General features: G+C 65.4%; 18 protein-coding genes. All 18 read right to left on the reverse strand.

Annotation, left to right across the window (positions count from 1 at the left end):
- Positions 1 to 35 precede the first annotated feature (35 nt).
- Positions 36 to 908, reverse strand: coding sequence for a DivIVA domain-containing protein (locus IWX64_RS15000; RefSeq protein ID WP_196867936.1), 873 nt, complete (start codon positions 906 to 908; stop codon positions 36 to 38).
- A gap of 141 nt (positions 909 to 1,049) precedes the next feature.
- The gene (locus tag IWX64_RS15005; RefSeq protein WP_196867937.1) at positions 1,050 to 1,346 is read right to left on the reverse strand and encodes a YggT family protein; all 297 of its coding nucleotides are present in this window, start codon (positions 1,344 to 1,346) and stop codon (positions 1,050 to 1,052) included.
- Positions 1,347 to 1,406: 60 nt separating this feature from the next.
- Complete coding sequence (locus IWX64_RS15010; RefSeq protein WP_171585398.1) at positions 1,407 to 1,925, reverse strand: cell division protein SepF; 519 nt, start codon at positions 1,923 to 1,925, stop codon at positions 1,407 to 1,409.
- A 38-nt stretch (positions 1,926 to 1,963) separates the two neighbouring features.
- Entirely contained in the window at positions 1,964 to 2,707 is a 744-nt protein-coding gene (locus tag IWX64_RS15015) for a YggS family pyridoxal phosphate-dependent enzyme (RefSeq protein WP_196867938.1), read from the reverse strand.
- The gene (locus IWX64_RS15020; protein WP_196867939.1) at positions 2,704 to 3,417 is read right to left on the reverse strand and encodes a polyphenol oxidase family protein; all 714 of its coding nucleotides are present in this window, start codon (positions 3,415 to 3,417) and stop codon (positions 2,704 to 2,706) included. The genes IWX64_RS15015 and IWX64_RS15020 overlap by 4 nt, the downstream gene beginning before the upstream one ends.
- 11 nt (positions 3,418 to 3,428) lie before the next feature.
- Positions 3,429 to 4,622 carry a cell division protein FtsZ gene (gene ftsZ / locus IWX64_RS15025; RefSeq protein WP_196867940.1) on the reverse strand — a complete coding sequence of 398 codons (1,194 nt, stop codon included), beginning with the start codon at positions 4,620 to 4,622 and terminating at the stop codon, positions 3,429 to 3,431.
- 186 nt (positions 4,623 to 4,808) lie between these two features.
- Complete coding sequence (locus IWX64_RS15030) at positions 4,809 to 5,681, reverse strand: cell division protein FtsQ/DivIB (RefSeq protein WP_196867941.1); 873 nt, start codon at positions 5,679 to 5,681, stop codon at positions 4,809 to 4,811.
- The gene (murC, locus tag IWX64_RS15035) at positions 5,678 to 7,099 is read right to left on the reverse strand and encodes a UDP-N-acetylmuramate--L-alanine ligase (protein ID WP_196867942.1); all 1,422 of its coding nucleotides are present in this window, start codon (positions 7,097 to 7,099) and stop codon (positions 5,678 to 5,680) included. Before murC ends, IWX64_RS15030 begins: the two co-directional genes overlap by 4 nt.
- Positions 7,096 to 8,205 (reverse strand): undecaprenyldiphospho-muramoylpentapeptide beta-N-acetylglucosaminyltransferase, encoded by a 1,110-nt coding sequence (murG, locus tag IWX64_RS15040; protein WP_196867943.1) that lies wholly within the window; start codon positions 8,203 to 8,205, stop codon positions 7,096 to 7,098. Before murG ends, murC begins: the two co-directional genes overlap by 4 nt.
- Entirely contained in the window at positions 8,202 to 9,560 is a 1,359-nt protein-coding gene (gene ftsW / locus IWX64_RS15045; RefSeq protein ID WP_334683336.1) for a putative lipid II flippase FtsW, read from the reverse strand. Before ftsW ends, murG begins: the two co-directional genes overlap by 4 nt.
- Positions 9,560 to 11,110 carry a UDP-N-acetylmuramoyl-L-alanine--D-glutamate ligase gene (murD, locus tag IWX64_RS15050; protein ID WP_196867944.1) on the reverse strand — a complete coding sequence of 517 codons (1,551 nt, stop codon included), beginning with the start codon at positions 11,108 to 11,110 and terminating at the stop codon, positions 9,560 to 9,562. Before murD ends, ftsW begins: the two co-directional genes overlap by 1 nt.
- Complete coding sequence (gene mraY / locus IWX64_RS15055) at positions 11,107 to 12,210, reverse strand: phospho-N-acetylmuramoyl-pentapeptide-transferase (RefSeq protein ID WP_196867945.1); 1,104 nt, start codon at positions 12,208 to 12,210, stop codon at positions 11,107 to 11,109. Before mraY ends, murD begins: the two co-directional genes overlap by 4 nt.
- Entirely contained in the window at positions 12,207 to 13,733 is a 1,527-nt protein-coding gene (locus tag IWX64_RS15060) for a UDP-N-acetylmuramoyl-tripeptide--D-alanyl-D-alanine ligase (RefSeq protein ID WP_196867946.1), read from the reverse strand. The genes mraY and IWX64_RS15060 overlap by 4 nt, the downstream gene beginning before the upstream one ends.
- Before the next feature lie 6 nt (positions 13,734 to 13,739).
- Positions 13,740 to 15,359: a UDP-N-acetylmuramoyl-L-alanyl-D-glutamate--2,6-diaminopimelate ligase gene (locus IWX64_RS15065; RefSeq protein WP_196867951.1), complete on the reverse strand. Its 1,620-nt coding sequence runs from the start codon at positions 15,357 to 15,359 to the stop codon at positions 13,740 to 13,742.
- Positions 15,360 to 15,434: 75 nt separating this feature from the next.
- Entirely contained in the window at positions 15,435 to 17,204 is a 1,770-nt protein-coding gene (locus IWX64_RS15070; protein WP_196867947.1) for a peptidoglycan D,D-transpeptidase FtsI family protein, read from the reverse strand.
- A gap of 45 nt (positions 17,205 to 17,249) precedes the next feature.
- The gene (locus IWX64_RS15075) at positions 17,250 to 17,885 is read right to left on the reverse strand and encodes a hypothetical protein (protein ID WP_196867948.1); all 636 of its coding nucleotides are present in this window, start codon (positions 17,883 to 17,885) and stop codon (positions 17,250 to 17,252) included.
- A complete protein-coding gene (gene rsmH / locus IWX64_RS15080) occupies positions 17,882 to 18,892 on the reverse strand; it encodes a 16S rRNA (cytosine(1402)-N(4))-methyltransferase RsmH (RefSeq protein WP_196867949.1) in 1,011 nt (336 codons plus the stop codon). The genes IWX64_RS15075 and rsmH overlap by 4 nt, the downstream gene beginning before the upstream one ends.
- A 199-nt stretch (positions 18,893 to 19,091) precedes the next feature.
- Positions 19,092 to 19,523, reverse strand: a complete 432-nt coding sequence (gene mraZ / locus IWX64_RS15085) for a division/cell wall cluster transcriptional repressor MraZ (RefSeq protein WP_196867950.1) — start codon at positions 19,521 to 19,523, stop codon at positions 19,092 to 19,094.
- Positions 19,524 to 19,949 lie beyond the last annotated feature (426 nt).

Below are 19,949 nucleotides of genomic sequence, written 5' to 3' on the forward strand. Positions count from 1 at the left end.
TGTGCTGCGGCGACTAAGCGCCGCACGGATTGGACCTACGAGTTGGTGGCCTCGGAGCCGGTGCTCTTGGAGCTAGTGGTACCGGGGCCGGTGGTCCCGGTGCTGGTGGTCTCGGACGCAACTGATCCGCGGGAATCCAGATCGCGGAGCTGCCCCTCGATGTATGCCTTGAGGCGTGAGCGGTAGTCGCGTTCGAAGGTCCGGAGCTGCTCGACCTTGCCCTCAAGAACAGCCTTCTGCTGCTCCAGCGCGCCCAGAGTCTGGCGGGTCTTCTCTTCGGCGTCGTCAACCATTCCGGTGGCCTTGACCTGCGCCTCGGCGATGATCTTGTCGCGCTGCTCGACACCCGCGTTGACGTACTCGTCATGGAGCTTCTGAGCCATAGCAAGCACGCCAGCGGCTGCGTCGGCCGTGCCGACGGCAGGCGTTGCTGCTGCAGGCGCCGCGGTGGTGGTGTCGTCCGAGGCCTTCGCGCCGTCGGCCTGCACACCGTCAGTCTTGGCGTCAGTAGCCTTCGTTGCGTCAGCCTTGGTCGCGTCAGTCTTCGTTGCGTCAGCCTTGGTCGCGTCAGTCTTCGTTGCGTCAGCCTTGGTCGCGTCAGTCTTCGGTGCGGCGGTCTTGGTGTCGTCCGCCTTGGCCGCGGGAGCCTTCGACTCGTCCTTGACCTTCTCCGTGTGCGAGCTTGCCGCTACGGGGGCCGGCACTGCTGTGTCAGGGGCCGCGTCCTGAGACGTGGAGGAGGTGGCGTCCGCGACCTTGCGTCGCAGTTCGTCGTTCTCCTGGTTCAGGCGGCGAAGCTCGACGACGATCTCGTCGAGGAAATCGTCTACCTCGTCCTGATCGTAGCCTTCGCGGAACTTAGTGGGTTGAAACCTTTTGTTGACAACGTCTTCTGGCGTCAGGGCCATCTGGTCACCTCATAGTGGTTATAAGACATGCCTGCCTATGAAGCAGACCTGACTACGGTACCGAATTGTGGACACGAAACTCTAGAATCTACACCGATTATGTGATTCAGCGTATATCTTTGGGGACTCGAAAACGAACCGTTAGACCGAAGTGGCGAGGCTGGCAGCGACGAACATCAGGATGGTCACTCCGATGAACACCACCAGGAAGGCCAGATCGAGGGACACCCCACCCAGCCGCAGCGGCGGGATGAGCCGACGGAAGGCCTTGATCGGTGGGTCGGTCACGGTATACACGCCCGATGCGAGGACCAATGCGAGCCTCTTGGGGCGCCATCCGCGCGCGAACATCTGCACGGCGTCGTAAACGATCCGAATAATCAGCGCCACCTGGACAACCATCAGTACCAGGTAGATCAGAACAAAAACCAAACTCACGCGGCAGTCACAGTCCTAAAAACGATAATTCGAAAGGAACCCGTGAACCAGTTAACCACGCTAGCTTTGATTGAAGAAACTAGCCTGCGCCTCGCTGGCCTTCTGGTCTTCGCCCAGCACCTCGATGTAGGAAGGCGACAGGAGGAACACTTTGTTCGTCACGCGTTCGATGCTTCCGTGGAGCCCGAACACCAGACCTGCCGAGAAGTCGACCAGACGCTTGGCATCGGATTCACCCATGTCGGTGACATTCATGATGACAGGGATGCCATCCCGGAAGCTTTCACCGATGAGCTTGGCGTCATTGTAGGAGCGCGGGTGCACCGTGGTGATCTGGCGCAGGGCAGCTGAGTCTTCGCGTGAGGACTGCGCACGCTTGATCGGTGTCACCGGGGCCCGATACTCGTCGACCGGCGCAAGCCGTGCCGCAGGAGCGGCGTCAGCATGGCGGTCGTCACGGTCGTAGTCCACTGAGTGATCCTCGTTCCTGGCATGTGTTGTCTTCTGCTCGTTTTCGTAGTGCTCATCACCGTCGGCGAGCCCAAGATAGATCATTGTCTTGCGCAGTGCGCCAGCCATGGGTAGCTCCTGTCATTTCGTTAGGTATAGCCCAGACGCTACCCCAAGGGCGGGCGTTCACCGAGGACCTGAGAGCCAATCCTGAGGTGTGTCGCGCCCACCGCCACCGCGGCTTCCAGATCCCCGCTCATGCCTGCCGAGATGCCCGTGGCGGCGGGGAATTCGGTGCGGAGCAGGGCGGAGATCGTGGCGAGCTGCTCGAAGGCCGCCCGCGGTTCTCGCCCCAGTGGAGCAACCGCCATCACCCCGGCCAGGGACAGTCCGTCGGTGCCCTCGATCAGGTGTCCGAGCGTATTGACCTTTTCCGGGGCCGCTCCCCCGCGCTGGTGTCCGCTGACACCCTCGGTGGCTCCGTCGGCCCCCGAGAGGTCAACCTGGATGAAGCAGTCGAGGGATCGACCCTCGGGGTTGGTCTCCCGCTCGGCGGCAACGCCCTTGCCGAGCGCCTTCACCAGGGAGGCCCGATCCACCGAGTGCACTGCGTGCGCATACCGCGCCACGGATCGCGCTTTGTTGCTTTGCAGTTGACCGATAAAGTGCCAGCGCAGGCCAAGGTCGGCAAGCTCCTGCGCTTTAGCGGATGCTTCCTGGTCCCGGTTCTCCCCGAGGTCCGCTACCCCAAGCTCAGCCAGGATCCTGAGGTCGGCCACCGGGAAATACTTGGTGACCACAATGAGCCGGGGGCGGTCAGTGCGTCCGGATTCGAGCAGGGCAGCATCGATGCGCCGGTGGACTGCCGCCAGCCGCCCGGTAAGTTCCTCCGCCCGCGAGGTAGCAGTCACTGGTTCCAGACCAGCCCCACGAACCGGCCGGAGGCGGGACTGCGGCGGTGAGAGTAGAGGGACTCGTTGTCCAGGGTGCACAGGTGTGCCGGATCGTCGCCGACTGGGAACACCTGCACCTCCACCTGCTGTAGTTGCGACGCGACCGCTGCCGGGAGATCGAGCCCGGGGGTACCCCAGCGTGTGGTTGCCCACGCAGCCGGGACCACCGCTGCGACGTCGTCGCGCATACCCGCGGGAACCTCGTAACAGTCACCGCAGATGGACGGGCCGATCCACGCCACCAGATCCTGGGTACCGTGGCGGCGAAGCTGGGCGACGGTGTTCTCGATGATGCCGCCAAGGATTCCCTGCCGGCCCGCATGGACGACGGCGGACGCCCCGCCGCCCCCGCGGGACGAAAGCACCACAGGGACACAGTCGGCAACCATGACTGCCAGGGGAACCGATCCGTCGTCGCTGATCAGTGCGTCTGCGGGTACTACTGCGCTGCGGTCATCCCCTGACCCCACCGCGACCGCGTGCGCGGAATGGGTCTGGTGCATGAAGCGCAACGAACCTGCCGGGACGTCCATGGCGGACTCCAATTGCGCACGGCGCCGAAGCACCGAAGCGGGCTCGTCCCCCACATGGAGTGCGAGATTGCCCGCCCCGGCATCCGAAAAGGCCGCCCACCGGCCCGGGTAGATTTCCTGGCGCCAGAAGAACACTGTGTCGGCTGTTATTTCAGGAAGTCCGGCACGTCGAGTTCATCGGACCGGCTCGAGGAGAAATCCGGTTCAACCACAGCTGGCAGGTCAACGTCGAAACCTGAGTCGGCGGGAACGTTGTTGGACTGCTGTGAGCGCTGCGACCAGGCTCCGAGGCCCGCCGAGGCGGGAACGGCTGCGGCGGCGGCAGGCACGCTGGCGCCCACTGACGGAGCGGAGACCGGCTTGGAGAGCTGAGCGCTGGGCTGAGAAGTGGCATCGACCTGGTCGAAGCCTGCAGCGATCACGGTCACGCGGGCCTCGTCTCCGAGAGCATCGTCGATGACAGCACCGAAGATGATGTTCGCCTCGGGGTGGGCCACTTCCTGGACGAGGCGTGCGGCCTCGTTGATCTCGAACAGGCCCAGGTCCGATCCGCCCTGGATGGACAGCAGGACGCCGTGGGCGCCGTCGATCGATGCCTCAAGCAGCGGCGACGCAATGGCCAGTTCGGCTGCCTTGACCGCGCGGTCTTCGCCGCGGGCCGAGCCGATGCCCATCAGGGCCGAACCCGCACCCTGCATCACTGACTTGACGTCGGCGAAGTCGAGGTTGATCAGACCCGGGGTGGTGATCAGGTCGGTGATGCCCTGCACGCCCGAGAGGAGTACCTGGTCGGCCGAGCGGAAAGCGTCAAGCATCGACACGTTGCGGTCGCTGATGGACAGCAGCCGGTCGTTCGGGATGACGATCAGGGTGTCAACCTCGTCGCGGAGGGTGTCGATTCCGGTTTCGGCCTGGTTGGACCGGCGCCGGCCCTCGAAGGTGAAGGGGCGGGTGACCACGCCGATGGTCAGCGCGCCGAGTGAGCGCGCAATGCGGGCGACGACGGGCGCGCCACCGGTGCCGGTGCCACCACCCTCGCCGGCCGTGACGAAGACCATGTCCGCGCCGCGCATTACTTCTTCGATTTCCTCGGCGTGATCCTCGGCGGCGCGGCGGCCCACCTCGGGGTCTGCGCCGGCGCCGAGGCCGCGGGTCAGTTCCCGCCCTACGTCGAGTTTGACGTCGGCGTCGCTCATCAGGAGTGCCTGCGCGTCGGTGTTGATGGCGATGAACTCAACGCCACGCAACCCCACCTCGATCATGCGGTTGACGGCGTTCACGCCACCGCCGCCGATACCTACTACCTTGATGACGGCCAAGTAATTCTGCGGTGCTGCCACGGTCCTGTGTCCCTTGTTCGAATGCTAAGTGTGGGGCTTGTCCGGCTGGATGTATTCCCAGCCTTCACTTTGACCAACGTTAACTCTCAACTTGAAAGTCAATGTTATGTCAAGTAACTTCTATTCAAGACGCTATGGGCAGGTGCATGCTTCTGCAATGACCGAACCCGCGTGTCGGATTTTTCTTTAGCGGGTGACCGGACTTGACGGCGTGCTCACGTCGAAAACCTCGGCTGGCGGATCGGACTGCGGGGCCCCCAACAGCGCCTCGAGCACCAGCGCCTTGGCCTCGTTCTCCTCGGCACTCCCCCAGAAGATCGTCTGATCGTTGGCGAGCGAGAGTTCCACCGAATCCACCGAATCCGCCGAGGCGTGATTCAGCTGGTTCAGGATGCTCTCCGGCAACGCGGCGAGGACCGCAGCGATCGAGGAGAACACCTCACTGTTGACCGCGTCTGTGCCCCCGTCGATCAGGGGAAGCTGCACCGCTTCACGGTCCTCCACCGAGGCGAGCTGGCGCCCGTCCTCGTCGATCAGCAGGAACTGTCCACTGCTCTGGAGGATGGCCACCGGAACGCGTTCCCGGATGGTGACGGCCAGTCCCGACGGCGGAACCGCGGCGACCGTGACACTCTCGATGGGAGCGAAGCCGTCCAGGAGTTCCTCGACCTGCCCATCAGAGATCTGGGGCAGCGGAATGCCAAGCAGCGGCTCCAGCGCCTCGGTGGCTTCCTCGGAGGTCACCAGGGTGTTGCCAGTGACCTCAACGCTGCGGAGCGCCAGGGCCGGGGAAAAGATCAGGTAGGCCAGCAGTCCGCCAATCAGCAGGATCAGCGTGGTGATTCCGAGGATGAGGTACAGCCGTCGTCGGCTCTTGCGCGGTGTCGGAAATGCGACCACCGAACTGTGGGAGTCGTCCTCCGCCGGCAGCCACGGGTCATCGGGGGTGTCGAGGAGAGAAACCTTGCTGCTGTTGACCCGTGGGACGCGCACCGGCCCAGGCTTCACCGGAACGTCGGTGGCAGGTACCACCGGCGGGGCTGGCTTTCTGCGGCTCATGAGGGACCGGTGGGATTGCCGGACCCGGTCAGGGCAGCCACGAGGTGGGCGCCGTACTGGGTTACGTCGCCGGCACCGATGGTGAGGATGATGTCACCCGGGACGGCACGGGCGGCGACCGCTTGCACCGCCTCGGCGGGATCGGCAAGGTAGCCGCCCGGCACGGTGAGCCGGTCGGTGATCAGCCGGCTGGTCACCGCTGGCGTGGGGTCTTCCCGGGCGGCGTAGATGTCCAGGACGGTGGCCGAGTCGGCCAGGTTCAGGGCCGTCGCGAATTCGGCAGCGAATTCTCTGGTCCGGGAAAACAGGTGCGGCTGGAAGAGCACATGGACGCCGTGCCCGGCGGCGACAGCGCGGGCGGCGTGCAGCGCGGCGGTCACCTCGGTGGGGTGGTGGGCATAGTCGTCGAACACCCGCACTCCCCTCCCGGTGCCCTTGGCTTCGAACCGGCGGGCAGCGCCGGTGAAGGCGGCAAGGCCCACGGCTGCGGCGGCCGGATCCACCCCCAGTTCGAGCGCCACGGTGAACGCCGCAGCAGCGTTCCGCACGTTATGGGCACCGGGGACACTCAACCGCAGTTCCTGCTCGCAGTCGAGCCCGTCCACGGAAAAGGAGAGCAGGCTGGTGGAGGCGCTGCCCGCGGTGTGTGTCTCACCGATGCGCACGTCGGCAAACTCCGAGTACCCGTAGGTCCGCGTCCGGCGGGTGTCACCGATCCGGGCAACGAGGGCGGCGGCGCCGTCGTCGTCCAGGCAGGTGATGAGCACGCCGTCGTCAGCAGGCAGCAGGGCGGCGAAGCGGTCGAACACCTCGTAGACGGCCTCGGCCGTGCCGTAATGGTCCAGGTGGTCTGCCTCGACGTTCGTGACCACGGCGATCCGTGGCGAATAGTTAAGGAAGGATCCATCGGATTCATCTGCTTCGGCGACGAAGACGGAGCCGTCAGCCCAGGCTGCGTTCACACCCAGCGCCGCGACGTCGCCGCCGATGGCGAAGGATGGCTCCCGTCCGGCGGACTGCAGCATCACGGTGATCATGGCGGTGGTGGTGGTTTTGCCGTGGGTGCCGGCAACGGCCACCACTTCCCGGCCGGTCATCGCGACGGCCAAAGCCTCCGACCGGTGCAGAATCCGCAGGTTCCGCTGCTGGGCCGCCACCAGCTCGGGGTTGGTGGCCCGGATGGCTGAGGACACCACCACCGTGTCCACCCCGTCAACGTTCCCAGCCTGATGGCCGACGGTGGTGTCGGCCCCGAGGCTGGCGAGGGCACTGAGGGTCGGCGATGCGGCGGCATCCGATCCGGACACCCGCACGCCCTGGCCCAGCAGGACCCGGGCCACCGCCGACATGCCCGCGCCACCGAGTCCGATAAAGTGCACCCGGCCCAGGTCACCCGGTGTCAGATCGGGGGCGCTCATGCCGCGGACTTCCGTGCAGCGGCGACCACCAGGTGGGCCATCTGGATGTCGGCGTCCCTGATGCCCAGGTTGGCGCTGGCAGCGGCCATCGCGGCCAGGGCCGCCTCGTTCTTGAGCAACGGGAACACCTCTTTCTGCAGCCAGTCCGCGGTCAGTGCCGCATCCTCGACCAGGAGCGCGCCCCCGGCAGTAATCAGATCGGCGGCGTTGCGGCGCTGTTCACCGTTGCCGTGCGGAAGGGGAACGAATACGGCGGGCAGGCCGACGGCGCTGACCTCACTCACGGTGGCGGCCCCGGCCCGCGCGAGCAGGAGGTCGGCTGCCGCGTAGACCGTCTCCATGTCATCGACGTACTCGACCTGGCGGTAGCCCTCGGCCTGCAGGGTCTGCCCGTCGGCACCGGACACCTGCTTGCCGCCACCGGTGATGTGCAGCAACTGGATCCCTTCGGCAGCGAGCAAAGGCACGATATTCGCCACGGCGCGATTGATGCTGAGGGCACCCGACGAGCCGCCGGTCACGATCAGGGCCGGCTGGCTCGGGTTCAACCCGAGCGCGGCCCGCGCCGCGGAACGCGCGTCCGCCCGATTCAGGGTAGAGATGCTCCGGCGCATCGGCATGCCGACCACCCGAGCCCGGGGCAGGCCAGTGCCCTCGAACGCGGCGGCCACCGAGGTGGCGATCCGTGAACCCAGCCGGTTGGCCAGCCCCGGCCGCGCGTTGGCCTCATGGATAACCACCGGGACCTTCCGCCGCCACGCCGCCAGGTACAGGGGGGTCGAGACGTAGCCGCCCACCCCCACGACGACGTCGGCACCGGCACGATCAATCACTGCGGACGCCTGACGGACGGCGCGCACCAGCCGCACGGGCAGTTTCACCAGGTCGATCGATGGACGGCGGGGCATTGGGACCCGGTCGATGGTTTCGAGCGGGTAGCCGGCAGCCGGAACCAGCCGGGTTTCCATGCCGGCGGCGGTGCCCACCACCGTGAGGCGGATGCTTGAATCGTGCTCGCCGAGGGCGTGGGCGATGGCCAGCAGTGGACTGATGTGGCCAGCGGTACCGCCGCCGGCCAGGACCACTGAGAGGGGACTTGAGCTCATCGGGCTGTGGAATCTCTTTCTGGGGTACGAAGGGTGGTGACGGAGGCGCCTTGCGCTTCCGTCACAGGAGCGGGAGGCATCTTCCGCGCGAAGGCGAGGAGCACCCCGACGGCGGCGAGGGTGAAGGTCAGCGCCGACCCGCCGTAGGAGATGAAGGGCAGGGGTACGCCGATCACGGGCAGCACACCGGTGACCATGCCGATGTTGACGAAGGCCTGACCGATCAGCCAGACCAGGATTGAACCCAGCAGGATCCGCACAAACGGGTCGGTGTAACGGCGGGCAACCCTGATGGTGGCGACCGCGAGGATGCCGAAGAGTGCGACGACGACGAGGGTCCCTACCAGGCCAAACTCCTCACCGATGATGGCGAAGATGAAGTCATTGTGGGCATGGGGAATCCAGTTCCATTTCTGCCGGCTTTGCCCGATGCCCACCCCCCACCAGCCGCCGGAGGCCAGGGCGAACAGCCCATTGTCCGCCTGCAGGCAGAGGTCCTGGCCGTCTTCGCAGTTGATCCGGAGCCAGGCGCTGATCCTGGCGCTCCGGTTCCCGCTGGCCAGGACCATCACGATGGCACCCGCGATCCCGGCGATCCCGGCGACCATGAACATTTTCATGGGGGCGCCGGCGAAGAAGAGGGCCGCGGCAAGAATCATCATCAGGATGATTACAGTGCCCAGATCACCACCGAGCAGGACCAGCCCGATCGGAAGCCCGCCGAGAGGGAGAGCCGGAATCATCGCGTGTTTCCAGTCCCTGACCAGCCTCCCCTTCCGGGCCAGGACATTGGCCAACCAGATAGCCAGCGCCAGCTTGGCTGGTTCGGAGGGCTGCATCGTGAAGCCGCCGATCTGAATCCAGTTCTGGTTGCCGTTAATGTCCGAGCCGATCGCCAGCACCAGCACCAAAAGGACCACCGCGATCCCCAACACCGGCCAGGCCATCATCCGATAGACACGGGCGCCAAACCGGGACAGGACCAACATCAGGAGCACCCCGCCGGTAGCCCAGATGGCCTGCCGGAGGAACAGGTCGAATTCGCTGGTTCCCCGGGCGATCGCTTCCACGGATGATGCCGAGAGCACCATCATGAGGCCGATCGCCGTGAGGGCGAGGGCAGCCCCGAGGATCATGTAGTAGCTGGCGCCGCTGGCCTGCTTGTCGCTTCCTTCGAGGTAGGTCCAGAACTTGCCGAAGCGGGCGCGGAGGCCTTTCGCGGGTGCGACTGCTTCGTCGGGGGAAGTAGCCTGCTCGCCGGAGGCAGGGGATGCCGTGGCGGTTGGGGTCGAAGAACGGGAATGCTGACGCATCACCGGCTTCCGGCGGACTGGCCGGGTGGGCGTGGTGACCATTAGAACTCCTTTGCGGTCTTCGCCTGCCCTTCCACGATCACGCGGACTGCCTCGATAAAGGCGGTACCTCGGTGAGCATAGGAGGAAAACTGATCCATTGATGCTGCCGCCGGAGCCATCAGCACGGTGTCACCGTCAATGGCAATCCGTGCCGATTCCTTTACCGCCGATTCCATCACCTGCTCGCCCTGGGGCGCGGTGGTGGTTTCGTCGGCCAACGTCACACCTTCAGTCTCTCCCGTGCCAGCGTTGATCAGCGGAACATCCGGAGCGTGTCGGCGCAATGAGGCGATGAGGTCGGAGCTGTCCGCACCGATCAGCACCACCGCCTTCAGCCGCCGGGCGTGGGTCCGCACCAGTTCGTCGTAATTGACGCCCTTCGACAGTCCCCCGGCAATCCAGATCACCGAGTGGAACGCCGCCAGGGACGCGGCGGCCGCATGCGGATTGGTTGCCTTGGAGTCGTTGATCCAGAGGACTCCGTCGTGGGAGGAGACCAACTGGATCCGGTGGTCGGTGGGCTGGTAATTCCGGATTCCGGTGCGGATCGCTGCCGGCGCCACACCGGCGGCGCGGACCAGCGCCGCGGCGGCCAGTGCGTTGGCTACCAGGTGGCGGGGCACCAGTTCGCCGAGTTCCGTGATGGCTGCGAGCTCGACGGCCGAATCCTTGCGCTGTTCAATGAACGCGCGGTCGACCAGCAGGTTGTCGACCACGCCGAGCATGCTCACCATGGGTGTGGAGGTGGTGAAGCCGATCGCGCGGCACCCCTCGACGACCTCGGCGTCCTCCACCATCCGTTCGGTGGCGGACTGCTCAGCGTTGTAGACGCAGGCGACCTTCGTGTTGGCGTAGATCTTTGCCTTGTCGGCCGTGTACTGGTCGAATCCGCCGTGCCAGTCAACGTGGTCCTCGGCGACGTTCAGGCAGACGCTGGCCAGCGGGGAGATGGCGGTGATCCAGTGCAGCTGGAAACTGGAGAGTTCAACGGCGAGGAAGTCGTAACCCTGCGGGTCCCTGATGGCATCGAGGATTGGGGTGCCAATGTTGCCTGCCGCAATCGCTCGGAGCCCGGCGGCCTGCAGCATCGACTCCACCAGTGTCACGGTGGTGGTCTTGCCGTTGGTCCCGGTAACGGTCAGCCATTCCGCAGTGGCCCGGCCCTCACGGATCCTGACCCGCCAGGCGAGCTCCACGTCGCCCCAGACGGGGATGCCGGCGTCGGCTGCGGCAAGGAGCAGGGGCTGTTGAGGTGTCCAACCGGGTGAGGTGACCACCAGGTCCGGGAGGCTGCCGTCGATCAGGGGTAGCGCAGCAACGTGATCGTCGCCGAGCAGGACGTCGACGGCGCCGACGATGGTCAGGGTGTCGGCCTTGGCCCGGTTCTCGTCAGTGGCTGATCCGTCGACGACGACGACGCGGGCGCCGAGCTCGATCAGGGTGTCGGCCACCGAGAAGCCGGTGAGGCCGATCCCGGTGACGGCGACCCGGATACCCGCCCAGTCGGAGTCCCAGGTGGTCAGGGCGTCGAGGTCGGGGGTCACGGTCATAGAAGTACTACCCATTCGGCGTAGAAGATTCCAAGCGCCACTGCCACGAACAGCCCGGCCAGGATCCAGAACCTGACCACCACCGTCACTTCCTGCCAGCCCTTGAGCTCGAAGTGGTGCTGGAGCGGGGCCATCTTGAAGACGCGCTTGCCGCCGGAGAGTTTGAAGTAGCCCACCTGGATGATGACCGACAGGGTGATCATGACGAACAGGCCGGCCAGGATCACCAGGAGCAGCTGGGTGCGGGAGAGGATGGCGAAGCCGGCGATGGCGCCGCCGATCGCGAGGGACCCGGTGTCGCCCATGAAAATTTTCGCTGGGGAGGTGTTCCACCAGAGGAAGCCCACGAGCGCGCCGCACATGGTGCCGGCGATCAGGGCCAGGTCGAGGGGGTCGCGCACGGTGTAGCAGACGCTGCGGGACACCTCGTCCAGGGCGCAGCTCTGGTTGGACTGCCAGATGCCCATCAGCATGTAGGCGCCGAACACCAGGACCGCCGCCCCAGCGGCCAGGCCGTCGAGACCGTCGGCGAGGTTCACGCCGTTGCTGGCGGCCGTGATGATCAGGTTGGACCAGATGACGAAGAGCACCGCTCCGACAATGGTCCCGGCGAATGCCAGGTCCACCGACGTGTCACGGATGAACGAGATGGCGGTCGACGCGGGGGTCCTGCCGTTCTCGTTGGGGAAGCCCAGGGCGAGGACGGCGAAGATGACGCCGACCAGCGTCTGCCCTGCGATCTTGGCGGGCGCGCTCAGGCCGAGGCTGCGCTGCTTGGAGATCTTGATGTAGTCATCGAAAAACCCGACAATTCCCATCCCGACCATCAGCATGAGCAACAGCAGTCCGGACGCGGACGGTCCGGTGGACACCCCCGCCATCATCATCAGGAGGTGGGTTACGAAGTAGGCGAGGAGAACCGAGCCGACAATGACGGCGCCACCCATGGTCGGCGTGCCGCGCTTGGTGTGGTGCGCAGTGGGTCCGTCGTCGCGGATGAACTGTCCGTAGCCGCGGTTCACCAGCAGGCGGATGAACAGGGGTGTACCCACGAGGGCCAGCACCAGCCCCATGGCGGAGCCGATCAGTAGCGCAATCACAGCTGCGGCCTCCCTTGGAGGTCAGTCGGGCCGGGCGCTGATGTTCCAGGCATGGCAGTGGTGGGTGTTTCGGTCGATGACAATGCTATCCGATCGCCCAGGAATCGAAGCCCGGAGCCGTTGGAGGACTTGAACAGCACCAGGTCCCCCGGTTGCAGTTCCGCGGCCAGCATCGTCTCGGCCTCGGCGACGTCTGCGGCGAAGAGGACCTCGTCCCCCCAGGAACCTTCGAGGACTGCTCCGTTGTAGAGGGCGCGGGCGCCCATCCCGACCACGAGGAGCTTGGTGATGTTCAGGCGGACCACTACCCGGCCGACGGCGTCGTGCTCGGCGATGGAGTCCTCCCCCAGTTCGAGCATCTCCCCCAGCACGGCCCAGGTGCGCCGTCCCCGGCCGAGTTCAGCCAGGGTGCGGAGCGCCGCGCGCATCGATTCGGGGTTGGCGTTGTAGGCGTCGTTGATGATGGTGACGCCGTCGGCCCGTTCGGAGCGTTCCATCCGCCAGCGGCTCTGGGCCTGCAGGCGGGAGAGTGCCGCGGCGATGTCGGCACCGGGCACGCCGAGGGCTGTGGCCACCGACGCAGCGGCGAGGAGGTTCGTGATCTGGTGGGTGCCGATGAGCTTCGCCGAGACCGGGTGGGTGGTGTCGCCGTCGGCGGTGGGTACCACGAGGTCGAACGCGGGGTGACCCTCGGCAGTGGTGGTGACCGCCGTCGCCCGGACGGCCGGGCCGCCGTCGGGAAGCTGGGAGGAGTCGGAGGTGAAGTAGAGCCGTTGCGCAGCGGTGACAGATTCCATAGCGAGCACGCGGGCGTCGTCGGCGTTGATCACAGCGGTTCCGGACGCCGGGAGAGCACGGACCAGTTCCGACTTTGCCCGGGCAATGTTCTCCACGCCGCCGAATTCTCCGGCGTGGGCGCTTCCGACCCCGAGGACCACACCGATGTCGGGGGCCACCATTTCTGCGAGGTAGGTGATCTGCCCGATCTTGGTGGCACCCATCTCGATGATGAGATACCGGGTGCCGTACTCCGCGCCGAAGACGGTGAGGGGAACACCCACTTCGCCGTTGTACGAACCGACCGGCGCCACCGTGGGAGCCTGATCAGCGAGAATACCGGCCAGGAGGTCCTTCGTGGTGGTCTTGCCCGCGGACCCGGTAATGCCGATGACGGTCAGGGGTGAGTGGGCGCGCAGGCGCCGGACCACCTCGGCCGCGAGGCGACCCATCGCGAGGATGACGTCTTCGACGACGACGGCCGGGTAGTCGGCGGGATCGTCGGTCTGGTCCTGCGGGACCGGGTGCTCCACCAGGGCCAGGACGGCCCCGTTCCGGAACGCCTGGGGCACGAACTGGTGACCGTCGGCTATTTCGCCGGGCTTGGCGACGAAGAGACCGCCGGCCTGGACCTCACGGGAATCCACTGAGACGGAGGTCACGGTGAGGGTCTGCCGGGCTGCGGCTGCGGGGGTCAAGGCACCCCTGGTGATTGCCGCGATTTCGGCTGCGCTTAGTTCAATCATGACGGTCTAGTATTCTATCTTGTGGCTGGGATGGACAGAGAATCCATGGCGTGTCAACGCCCGGGCCAGTTCCACCCGGTCGTCGAGGGGCAGGTTCACACCTTTGACCTCCTGCCAGACCTCGTGGCCGCGGCCAGCGATCAGTACGGTGTCGGTCGGTCCCGCCATCGCCACCGCGCGGTCAATCGCCTCGGCGCGGGGGTGGATCTCGAGAATCTCGCAGGCCAGGTTTTCGGCGTCGCGTGCCTGCCGGGCGCCGGCGAGGACGCCCTGCCTGATCTCTGCTTCGTCCTCGTCGTGGGGGTCGTCGTCGGTGACGATGACGACGTCGGCGAGCCGGGCTGCGGTGGCACCCATGATGGGTCGTTTGGTTTGGTCCCGCTGGCCGGTGGCGCCGAAGGCGACGATCAGCCGGGCACCCGCCGCTGGTGGTCGGACCGATTCCAGGGTGCGGGCCAGCGCGTCAGGGTTATGGGCGAAGTCGACGATCGCTGCCGGGCTGTCACCGATCAGCTGCATCCGCCCCGGTACGGCAGCCGAAAACGGATCCGATCGGTCGGCTGCCCGCTGCAGCTCGTGGGGGTCGACTCCGGAGACAAGCACCATCACCGTGGCGAGGGCCGCATTGGAAATGTTGAACGTTCCGGGCAGGCCTGAGTGAAGGCGCAGGAGTTCCCCCGACGGCCCCCGCAGGGTGAACCGGTGGCCGAGCCCGTGGCGTACCACGTCGCCGACCGTCCAGTCGGCCCCCTGGGTCTGAGCCATGCTGGAATCGGTGCTGAGCGTTACGACGTCGCTACTGGCTTCCTCAACCAGTTTCCGGCCCCACGGGTCGTCGACGATGACGACCGCGCGGCGTGAGAGCTCAGCCTGGAACAGGGCAGCCTTGACCGCGAAGTACTCGTCCATGGTGCCGTGCAGGTCAAGGTGGTCCTGGGTCAGGTTGGTGAAACCGGCGACGTCGAACCGCACGCCGTCGATCCGCCGGTACTCGATAGCGTGGGAGGACACCTCCATCGCCGCGGTCTGGATTCCCCGCTCGCGCATCAGGCCGAGGATGCCATGCACCTGCGGAGATTCTGGGGTGGTGAGCGCACTGGCGATGGGTTGCCCACCGGCATGGATTTCGATGGTTCCCATCAGTCCGGTGGTCTGGCCCAGCCCCTCCAGCAGGGCGTTGATGAAGTAGGTGGTGGTGGTTTTCCCGTTGGTGCCCGTGACGCCGAACAGGGTGGGTCGGGGGGAATCGGTGGGCTGGCTGTTGAAGATGATCGCCGAGAGGGGACCCACGATTGCCCGCAGGTCCTCGGAGCGGAACAGCGGGGTGCCGCCGGCGGCATCAGCGGCCCCAGCCAGACCCGACTCGTCCGTGAGTACCGCCACGGCTCCCGCGTGCAGGGCCCGTGCCGTGAAGGAGGCGCCGTGCCTGCCGGTTCCAGGCAGGGCGATGTAGAGGTCGCCGGGGCGGACCAGCCGCGAGTCGATAGACACCCCTGTGACCGAAACCCGGGCTGCACCGCCGTCGTCTTGGCTGGCGGCAGGAACCTGGTGGATGGCCGGCAGCCCGGCGGGGAGACGACTGAAGGCGGTGTCCAGCGGGACCGGGGTCACCTCGGCAGGGCGCATCCCCGCGTCGGCCTGCGCCGCCTCAGTGGGCTGCGCAGCGGGTTCTTCATTTGTTGGCACTTGTGTTGCTCCGGGCTAGTACTCGACGGGGTAGGTCTTGGGCTTGCCTGTGGACGGCGCGACGTTCCTCGCGTTCAACACCTGTTCCATGACTTTCTGGAAGGACTCCCCCGGGATCAGATAGTACAGGTCACCCTGCGGGCGTTGCAGCGTGATCACCACGACGTACTCGGGGTCCTCCATCGGTGCCATGCCGGCGTAGGTGAGGGTGAACCCGTCGTAGCCGCCCGATGCGCTGGGGGCCTCGGCGGTGCCGGTTTTTGAGCCGACCCGGTACTGGTCCAGGGCTCCGGAGGCACCCGAACCATCCACGGTGACGGTTTCGAGCATTTTCTGGAGCTGCGCCGAGGTTTCGGTCGAGACCACTTCGACCCCCTCGTCCTGCGGGACCTTGTGCTCGGTACCGTCGGGGTCGATGTAGGAGTCGATCAGGCGCGGCTTCAACCGGACGCCGTCGTTCGCGATGGTCTGGTACACCATGGCGGTATGGAGGGCAGTCTGGGCGAGGCCCTGACCGAAGAGCACCGTGTACTGCTGGCGGTCGTCCCAGTCTTCCGGCTGGGCGAGGATGCCGCTGGTTTCGCCGTTCAGCCCGACGTCGAGGGGCTGGCCGATCCCGAACTTGGTCAGCCAGTCGTAGCGTTGCTGCTTGGTGAGCTGTTCGCCGATCATGACCGTGCCGGTGTTCATTGACTTGGCGAAAATGCCGGCGGCAGTCCGCCGTTCCTCGCCGTGCTCGAAGGCATCCTTGAAGGTCTGGTTATCAACCGTGTACGTATTGGGGAGCAGGAACTCGCTGGTGGGTTCAATGATCCCCTCTTCCAGACCCGCGGCCATGGTGATCAGCTTGGTCGTGGAGCCGGGTTCGAACGAGGATGTCACCGAGAGGGGTTTACGGAACTCGGGTTCGGTGGCACCGGGATTGTTCGGGTCCATGGTCGTTGACTCGGCCATGGCGACTATGCCGCCGGTGTCCGCCTCGACGACCACGATGTTGCCCCACTCGGCGTTGTACTCCTCCACCTGGGAGGCGATGGTCTGCTGGGCGAACCACTGCAGATCCTGGTCGATGGTCAGCTTGACGGACTGGCCATCCTTGGCGGGAACGTCCTCATTGGTGGCGTAAGGGATGCGGATACCGTCGCCGCCGATCTCGAAGGTGCGTCTACCCGGCTCCCCCTTGAGGACGTCATTCTGGGTCAGCTCAAGCCCTTCGTTCTCGGAGCCAACAAAACCGACGATCGACCCCGCAACCGGCCCCGAAGGGTAGGTACGGAGGCTGATCGCGTCCGCGTAGACGCCGGGCATACGCACTGCCAGGGCTTTGTTCTTCACCTCGGGGGTGACCGACCGGGCGACGTAGCCGAACTTCTTGTCCCCGATAATTGCCGCTTCTAAGTCTGCCGCGTCCTGGCCGAGGATCTCCGACAGCTCGGCGAACCCTTCGTCCATGGTGACCTCTTCGCGGTCGCCGTCGGCGTTGATCCGTGCGAAGGTGTCACCTTCGGCGAGCCTCTGGTCGACGACAATGTCGAACCGTTCAACGCTCCGGGCCAGGTAGTTTCCCTTGCTGTCAAGGATGTCACCGCGTACGGGTTGCACCGGGAAGGATTCCAGCCGCTTGTTCAGACCAACCTGGGCCATTCCACCCAGGTCAAGTGCCTGCACCTGGAACAGCCGGACGCCGAGCACCAGCAACAGAATCAGGACGAAGGCCAGGCCAACCCGTAGCCGCTTCGCGCCGAGAGTCACCCGGAATTTGTCGTGCTCTGTTGCTGTAGCCACTTCAATTTCCTTCGGTGTCTTGCCGGTGATCGGTGATCGTGCGTATTACCCGCCGGTGCCTTGCTGGGGAGCGGGAATCGACCCGCCGTTGAGTTCGATTGCCTGCGGTTGCTCGGACTGAACGACCGGCTCCTCGGCTTCCGCGGGAGCCTCATCAGCGGCGGGTGCTGGTGGTGCATCCCCCGCTGAGGCGTCGGCGGCTGGCGCTCCGGCAGCGGCCCCGCTGGTGGTGGACACGTCGGGTGCTGCGATCAGCGCCAACGGCTCACCACCCTTCGTAGCAGCTTCTGGGGTACCGGCAATTTTCATCGAATCTACATCAATCGCGCCGAATCCCGGGGAAGCCACCATGCCGAGTTCCCTGGCTTCCGCGGCAAGGTTCTGCGGCGCCTGGAGGTCTTCCATCTGCTGGGTGAGGGCCTGGTTTTCCTGGCTCAGCGCGATCTGCTGGTTTCGCAGATCAACGAGCTCATACTGGCTGCTCGACACTGAAATGTTCAGCATCAGCACCGTAACCAAGGCACCGACCAGGGCGAGCATGCTGAACACCGCGAAGGGGATCCGGCGTCGGGCCGGGCCTGCCGGGACCAGAGACAAGGGTGTCCTGACCTGCTGGGACGATGCGCCTCGCAGGCGTGGGGTAGCCAGCGGCGCGTAGGATTCAGCGAGTTGCTGGCTCATGATGCATTCCTGTCATTGGTGTTTCGAGACTCTTTTTTGATACGTTCAACGGCCCGCAGCTTCGCCGATGCGGCCCGCGGGTTTTCTTCGATTTCCAGCTCGGTGGGAGCTTCAGTTCCCCGCGTCAGCGACTTGAGGTACGGCTTGTGCTCCTCGAGCTCCACGGGAAAACCCGCGGGGGCCGAGGACCGGGTGCCTGCGGTGAATGCGGTCTTGACGATCTTGTCTTCCAGCGAGTGATACGACATGGCCACCACCCGCCCGCCGACGTTGAGTGCGTCGATGGCTGCGGGAACCGCGCGGGTCAGTACCGTCAGTTCCTCGTTGACCTCGATCCGCAGTGCCTGGAAGGTTCGTTTGGCGGGGTGCCCACCCGTCCGGGCCGCCCCCGCGGGCACCACTGCCCGAATGACCTCCACCAGGTGCCCGGTGGAGGTGAAGGGCGTTTCCCGCCGTGCGGAAACGATTGCCGAGGCGATCCGGCCGGCGAACTTCTCCTCACCCCAGGCCCTGATGATTCGCAGCAGCTCGGCTTCGGGGTAGGAATTGACGACGTCGGCGGCGGTCTGACCGGTACTGGTGTCCATCCGCATATCCAGCGGGGCGTCATAGGAGTACGCGAATCCGCGGTCCCGCTCGTCGAGCTGCAGGGAGGAGACCCCCAGATCAAACAGGACCCCGTCGACGGAGTCGATGCCCAGGTCCTCCAGGACGTCAGGAAGCTCGTCATAGACCGCGTGCACCAGGTCGGTTCGTCCGGAAAAGGATGCGAGCCGCTCACCCGCAAGCGCGATGGCCTGCAGATCGCGGTCAATGCCGACGAGGTGCGCCTGTGGGAACCGCTCCACCATCGATTCGGAATGCCCGCCCATACCCAGGGTGGCGTCAACAACCACCGGGGTGCGGCCCGCAGCAACGGCCGCGAGGACGGCTGGTTCGAGGAGCGAGATGCAACGTTCACGCAATACCGGGACGTGTCGTTCACCGGTAGGGCGATCGTCGCTCATCCGTTCGCTCCTTCCTCGGTCTTGCGTATTGGTTTGTCTGTGCTTCTTGGACCAGATCCCCCTCCGACCAGGCGCTGTGTCCGCCTGGCTCCGGGGAAGGTGATCCAGGTGAAACGTGCGCCGGGCGGCTGGAGATCTTGTTCAAGAATCCATCCTGCTGTCCTGCTTTTACCTCGGTGGTGCTGGGTCCTGCTGTGTTCTAGAAGAACCCGGGAAGTGCTTCCTCGTCGGTCTCGGAGAACGCGTTCTCCTTCTCCGCCAGGTAGTTGTCCCAGGCTGCGGCGTCCCAGATCTCGGCCCGGCTGCCCGCACCAATTACTGCCAGTTCCCGACCCAGGCCCGCGTAGGTGCGGAGCGCCTGCGGAATGGTGATGCGCCCCTGCTTGTCCGGAACCTCATCGGACGCACCGGACAGGAAAACCCTGCTGTAATCACGTGATTGCCGTGACGACAGCGGCGCCGACCGCATCTGCTCGTGAAGCTGTTCAAACTCGCGCTGACTAAAAACGTAGATGCACCGTTCCTGGCCCCTGGTCAATACCAGCCCGTCGGAAAGTTCATCACGAAATTTCGCTGGGAGGATCAACCTGCCCTTCTCATCAAGACGTGGCAGATGAGTTCCAAGGAACATCTGCTACCGCCCATCCGATCCGGAAAGCACCTCACGGCACCACTACACTCTTATAACCACCACTTTACTCCACATCCCTCCCCCGTCAATCCATTTTGGCCCTTCAGCGCGGTAAATTTCCTGACAATTTCCTGTGTTTGAAAGGATCTTGACCGGTGGTGGGAAGTGGAGGGAAATCACCCATATCGGACCCGCGGACCCTACCCCCGAGGGGCGGACTGCCGCCCGGAGGTCGCGGCTGGCCCTTAAACGTCGATAGACCCGCCGTGGCGGGTCTATCGGAGGTGCTGAGTGTGGCCTTCGGGGCCACGGTGGATGAAAGTGGAGGGCCCTAGGGCGTGTCTCCTAATTCTTTGAGCCAAATAGTGATGGCTCGGAGTACGACTCCTCCGCGGTAGGTGAGGGCGAGTTTGTCGTACCGGGTGG

This window comes from Arthrobacter sp. CAN_A212 (genome assembly GCF_015752345.1).
In the GTDB taxonomy this organism is placed as follows: Bacteria; Actinomycetota; Actinomycetes; order Actinomycetales; family Micrococcaceae; genus Arthrobacter_D.

Coding starts and splice junctions, on each gene's coding strand:
- IWX64_RS15000 (WP_196867936.1), bottom strand. CDS start 908: ATGGCCCTGACGCCAGAAGACGTTGTCAACAAAAGGTTTCAACCCACT.
- IWX64_RS15010 (WP_171585398.1), bottom strand. CDS start 1,925: ATGGCTGGCGCACTGCGCAAGACAATGATCTATCTTGGGCTCGCCGAC.
- IWX64_RS15030 (WP_196867941.1), bottom strand. CDS start 5,681: ATGAGCCGCAGAAAGCCAGCCCCGCCGGTGGTACCTGCCACCGACGTT.
- murC (WP_196867942.1), bottom strand. CDS start 7,099: ATGAGCGCCCCCGATCTGACACCGGGTGACCTGGGCCGGGTGCACTTT.
- murG (WP_196867943.1), bottom strand. CDS start 8,205: ATGAGCTCAAGTCCCCTCTCAGTGGTCCTGGCCGGCGGCGGTACCGCT.
- ftsW (WP_334683336.1), bottom strand. CDS start 9,560: ATGGTCACCACGCCCACCCGGCCAGTCCGCCGGAAGCCGGTGATGCGT.
- murD (WP_196867944.1), bottom strand. CDS start 11,110: ATGACCGTGACCCCCGACCTCGACGCCCTGACCACCTGGGACTCCGAC.
- IWX64_RS15060 (WP_196867946.1), bottom strand. CDS start 13,733: ATGATTGAACTAAGCGCAGCCGAAATCGCGGCAATCACCAGGGGTGCC.
- IWX64_RS15065 (WP_196867951.1), bottom strand. CDS start 15,359: ATGCGCCCTGCCGAGGTGACCCCGGTCCCGCTGGACACCGCCTTCAGT.
- IWX64_RS15075 (WP_196867948.1), bottom strand. CDS start 17,885: ATGAGCCAGCAACTCGCTGAATCCTACGCGCCGCTGGCTACCCCACGC.
- rsmH (WP_196867949.1), bottom strand. CDS start 18,892: ATGAGCGACGATCGCCCTACCGGTGAACGACACGTCCCGGTATTGCGT.
- mraZ (WP_196867950.1), bottom strand. CDS start 19,523: ATGTTCCTTGGAACTCATCTGCCACGTCTTGATGAGAAGGGCAGGTTG.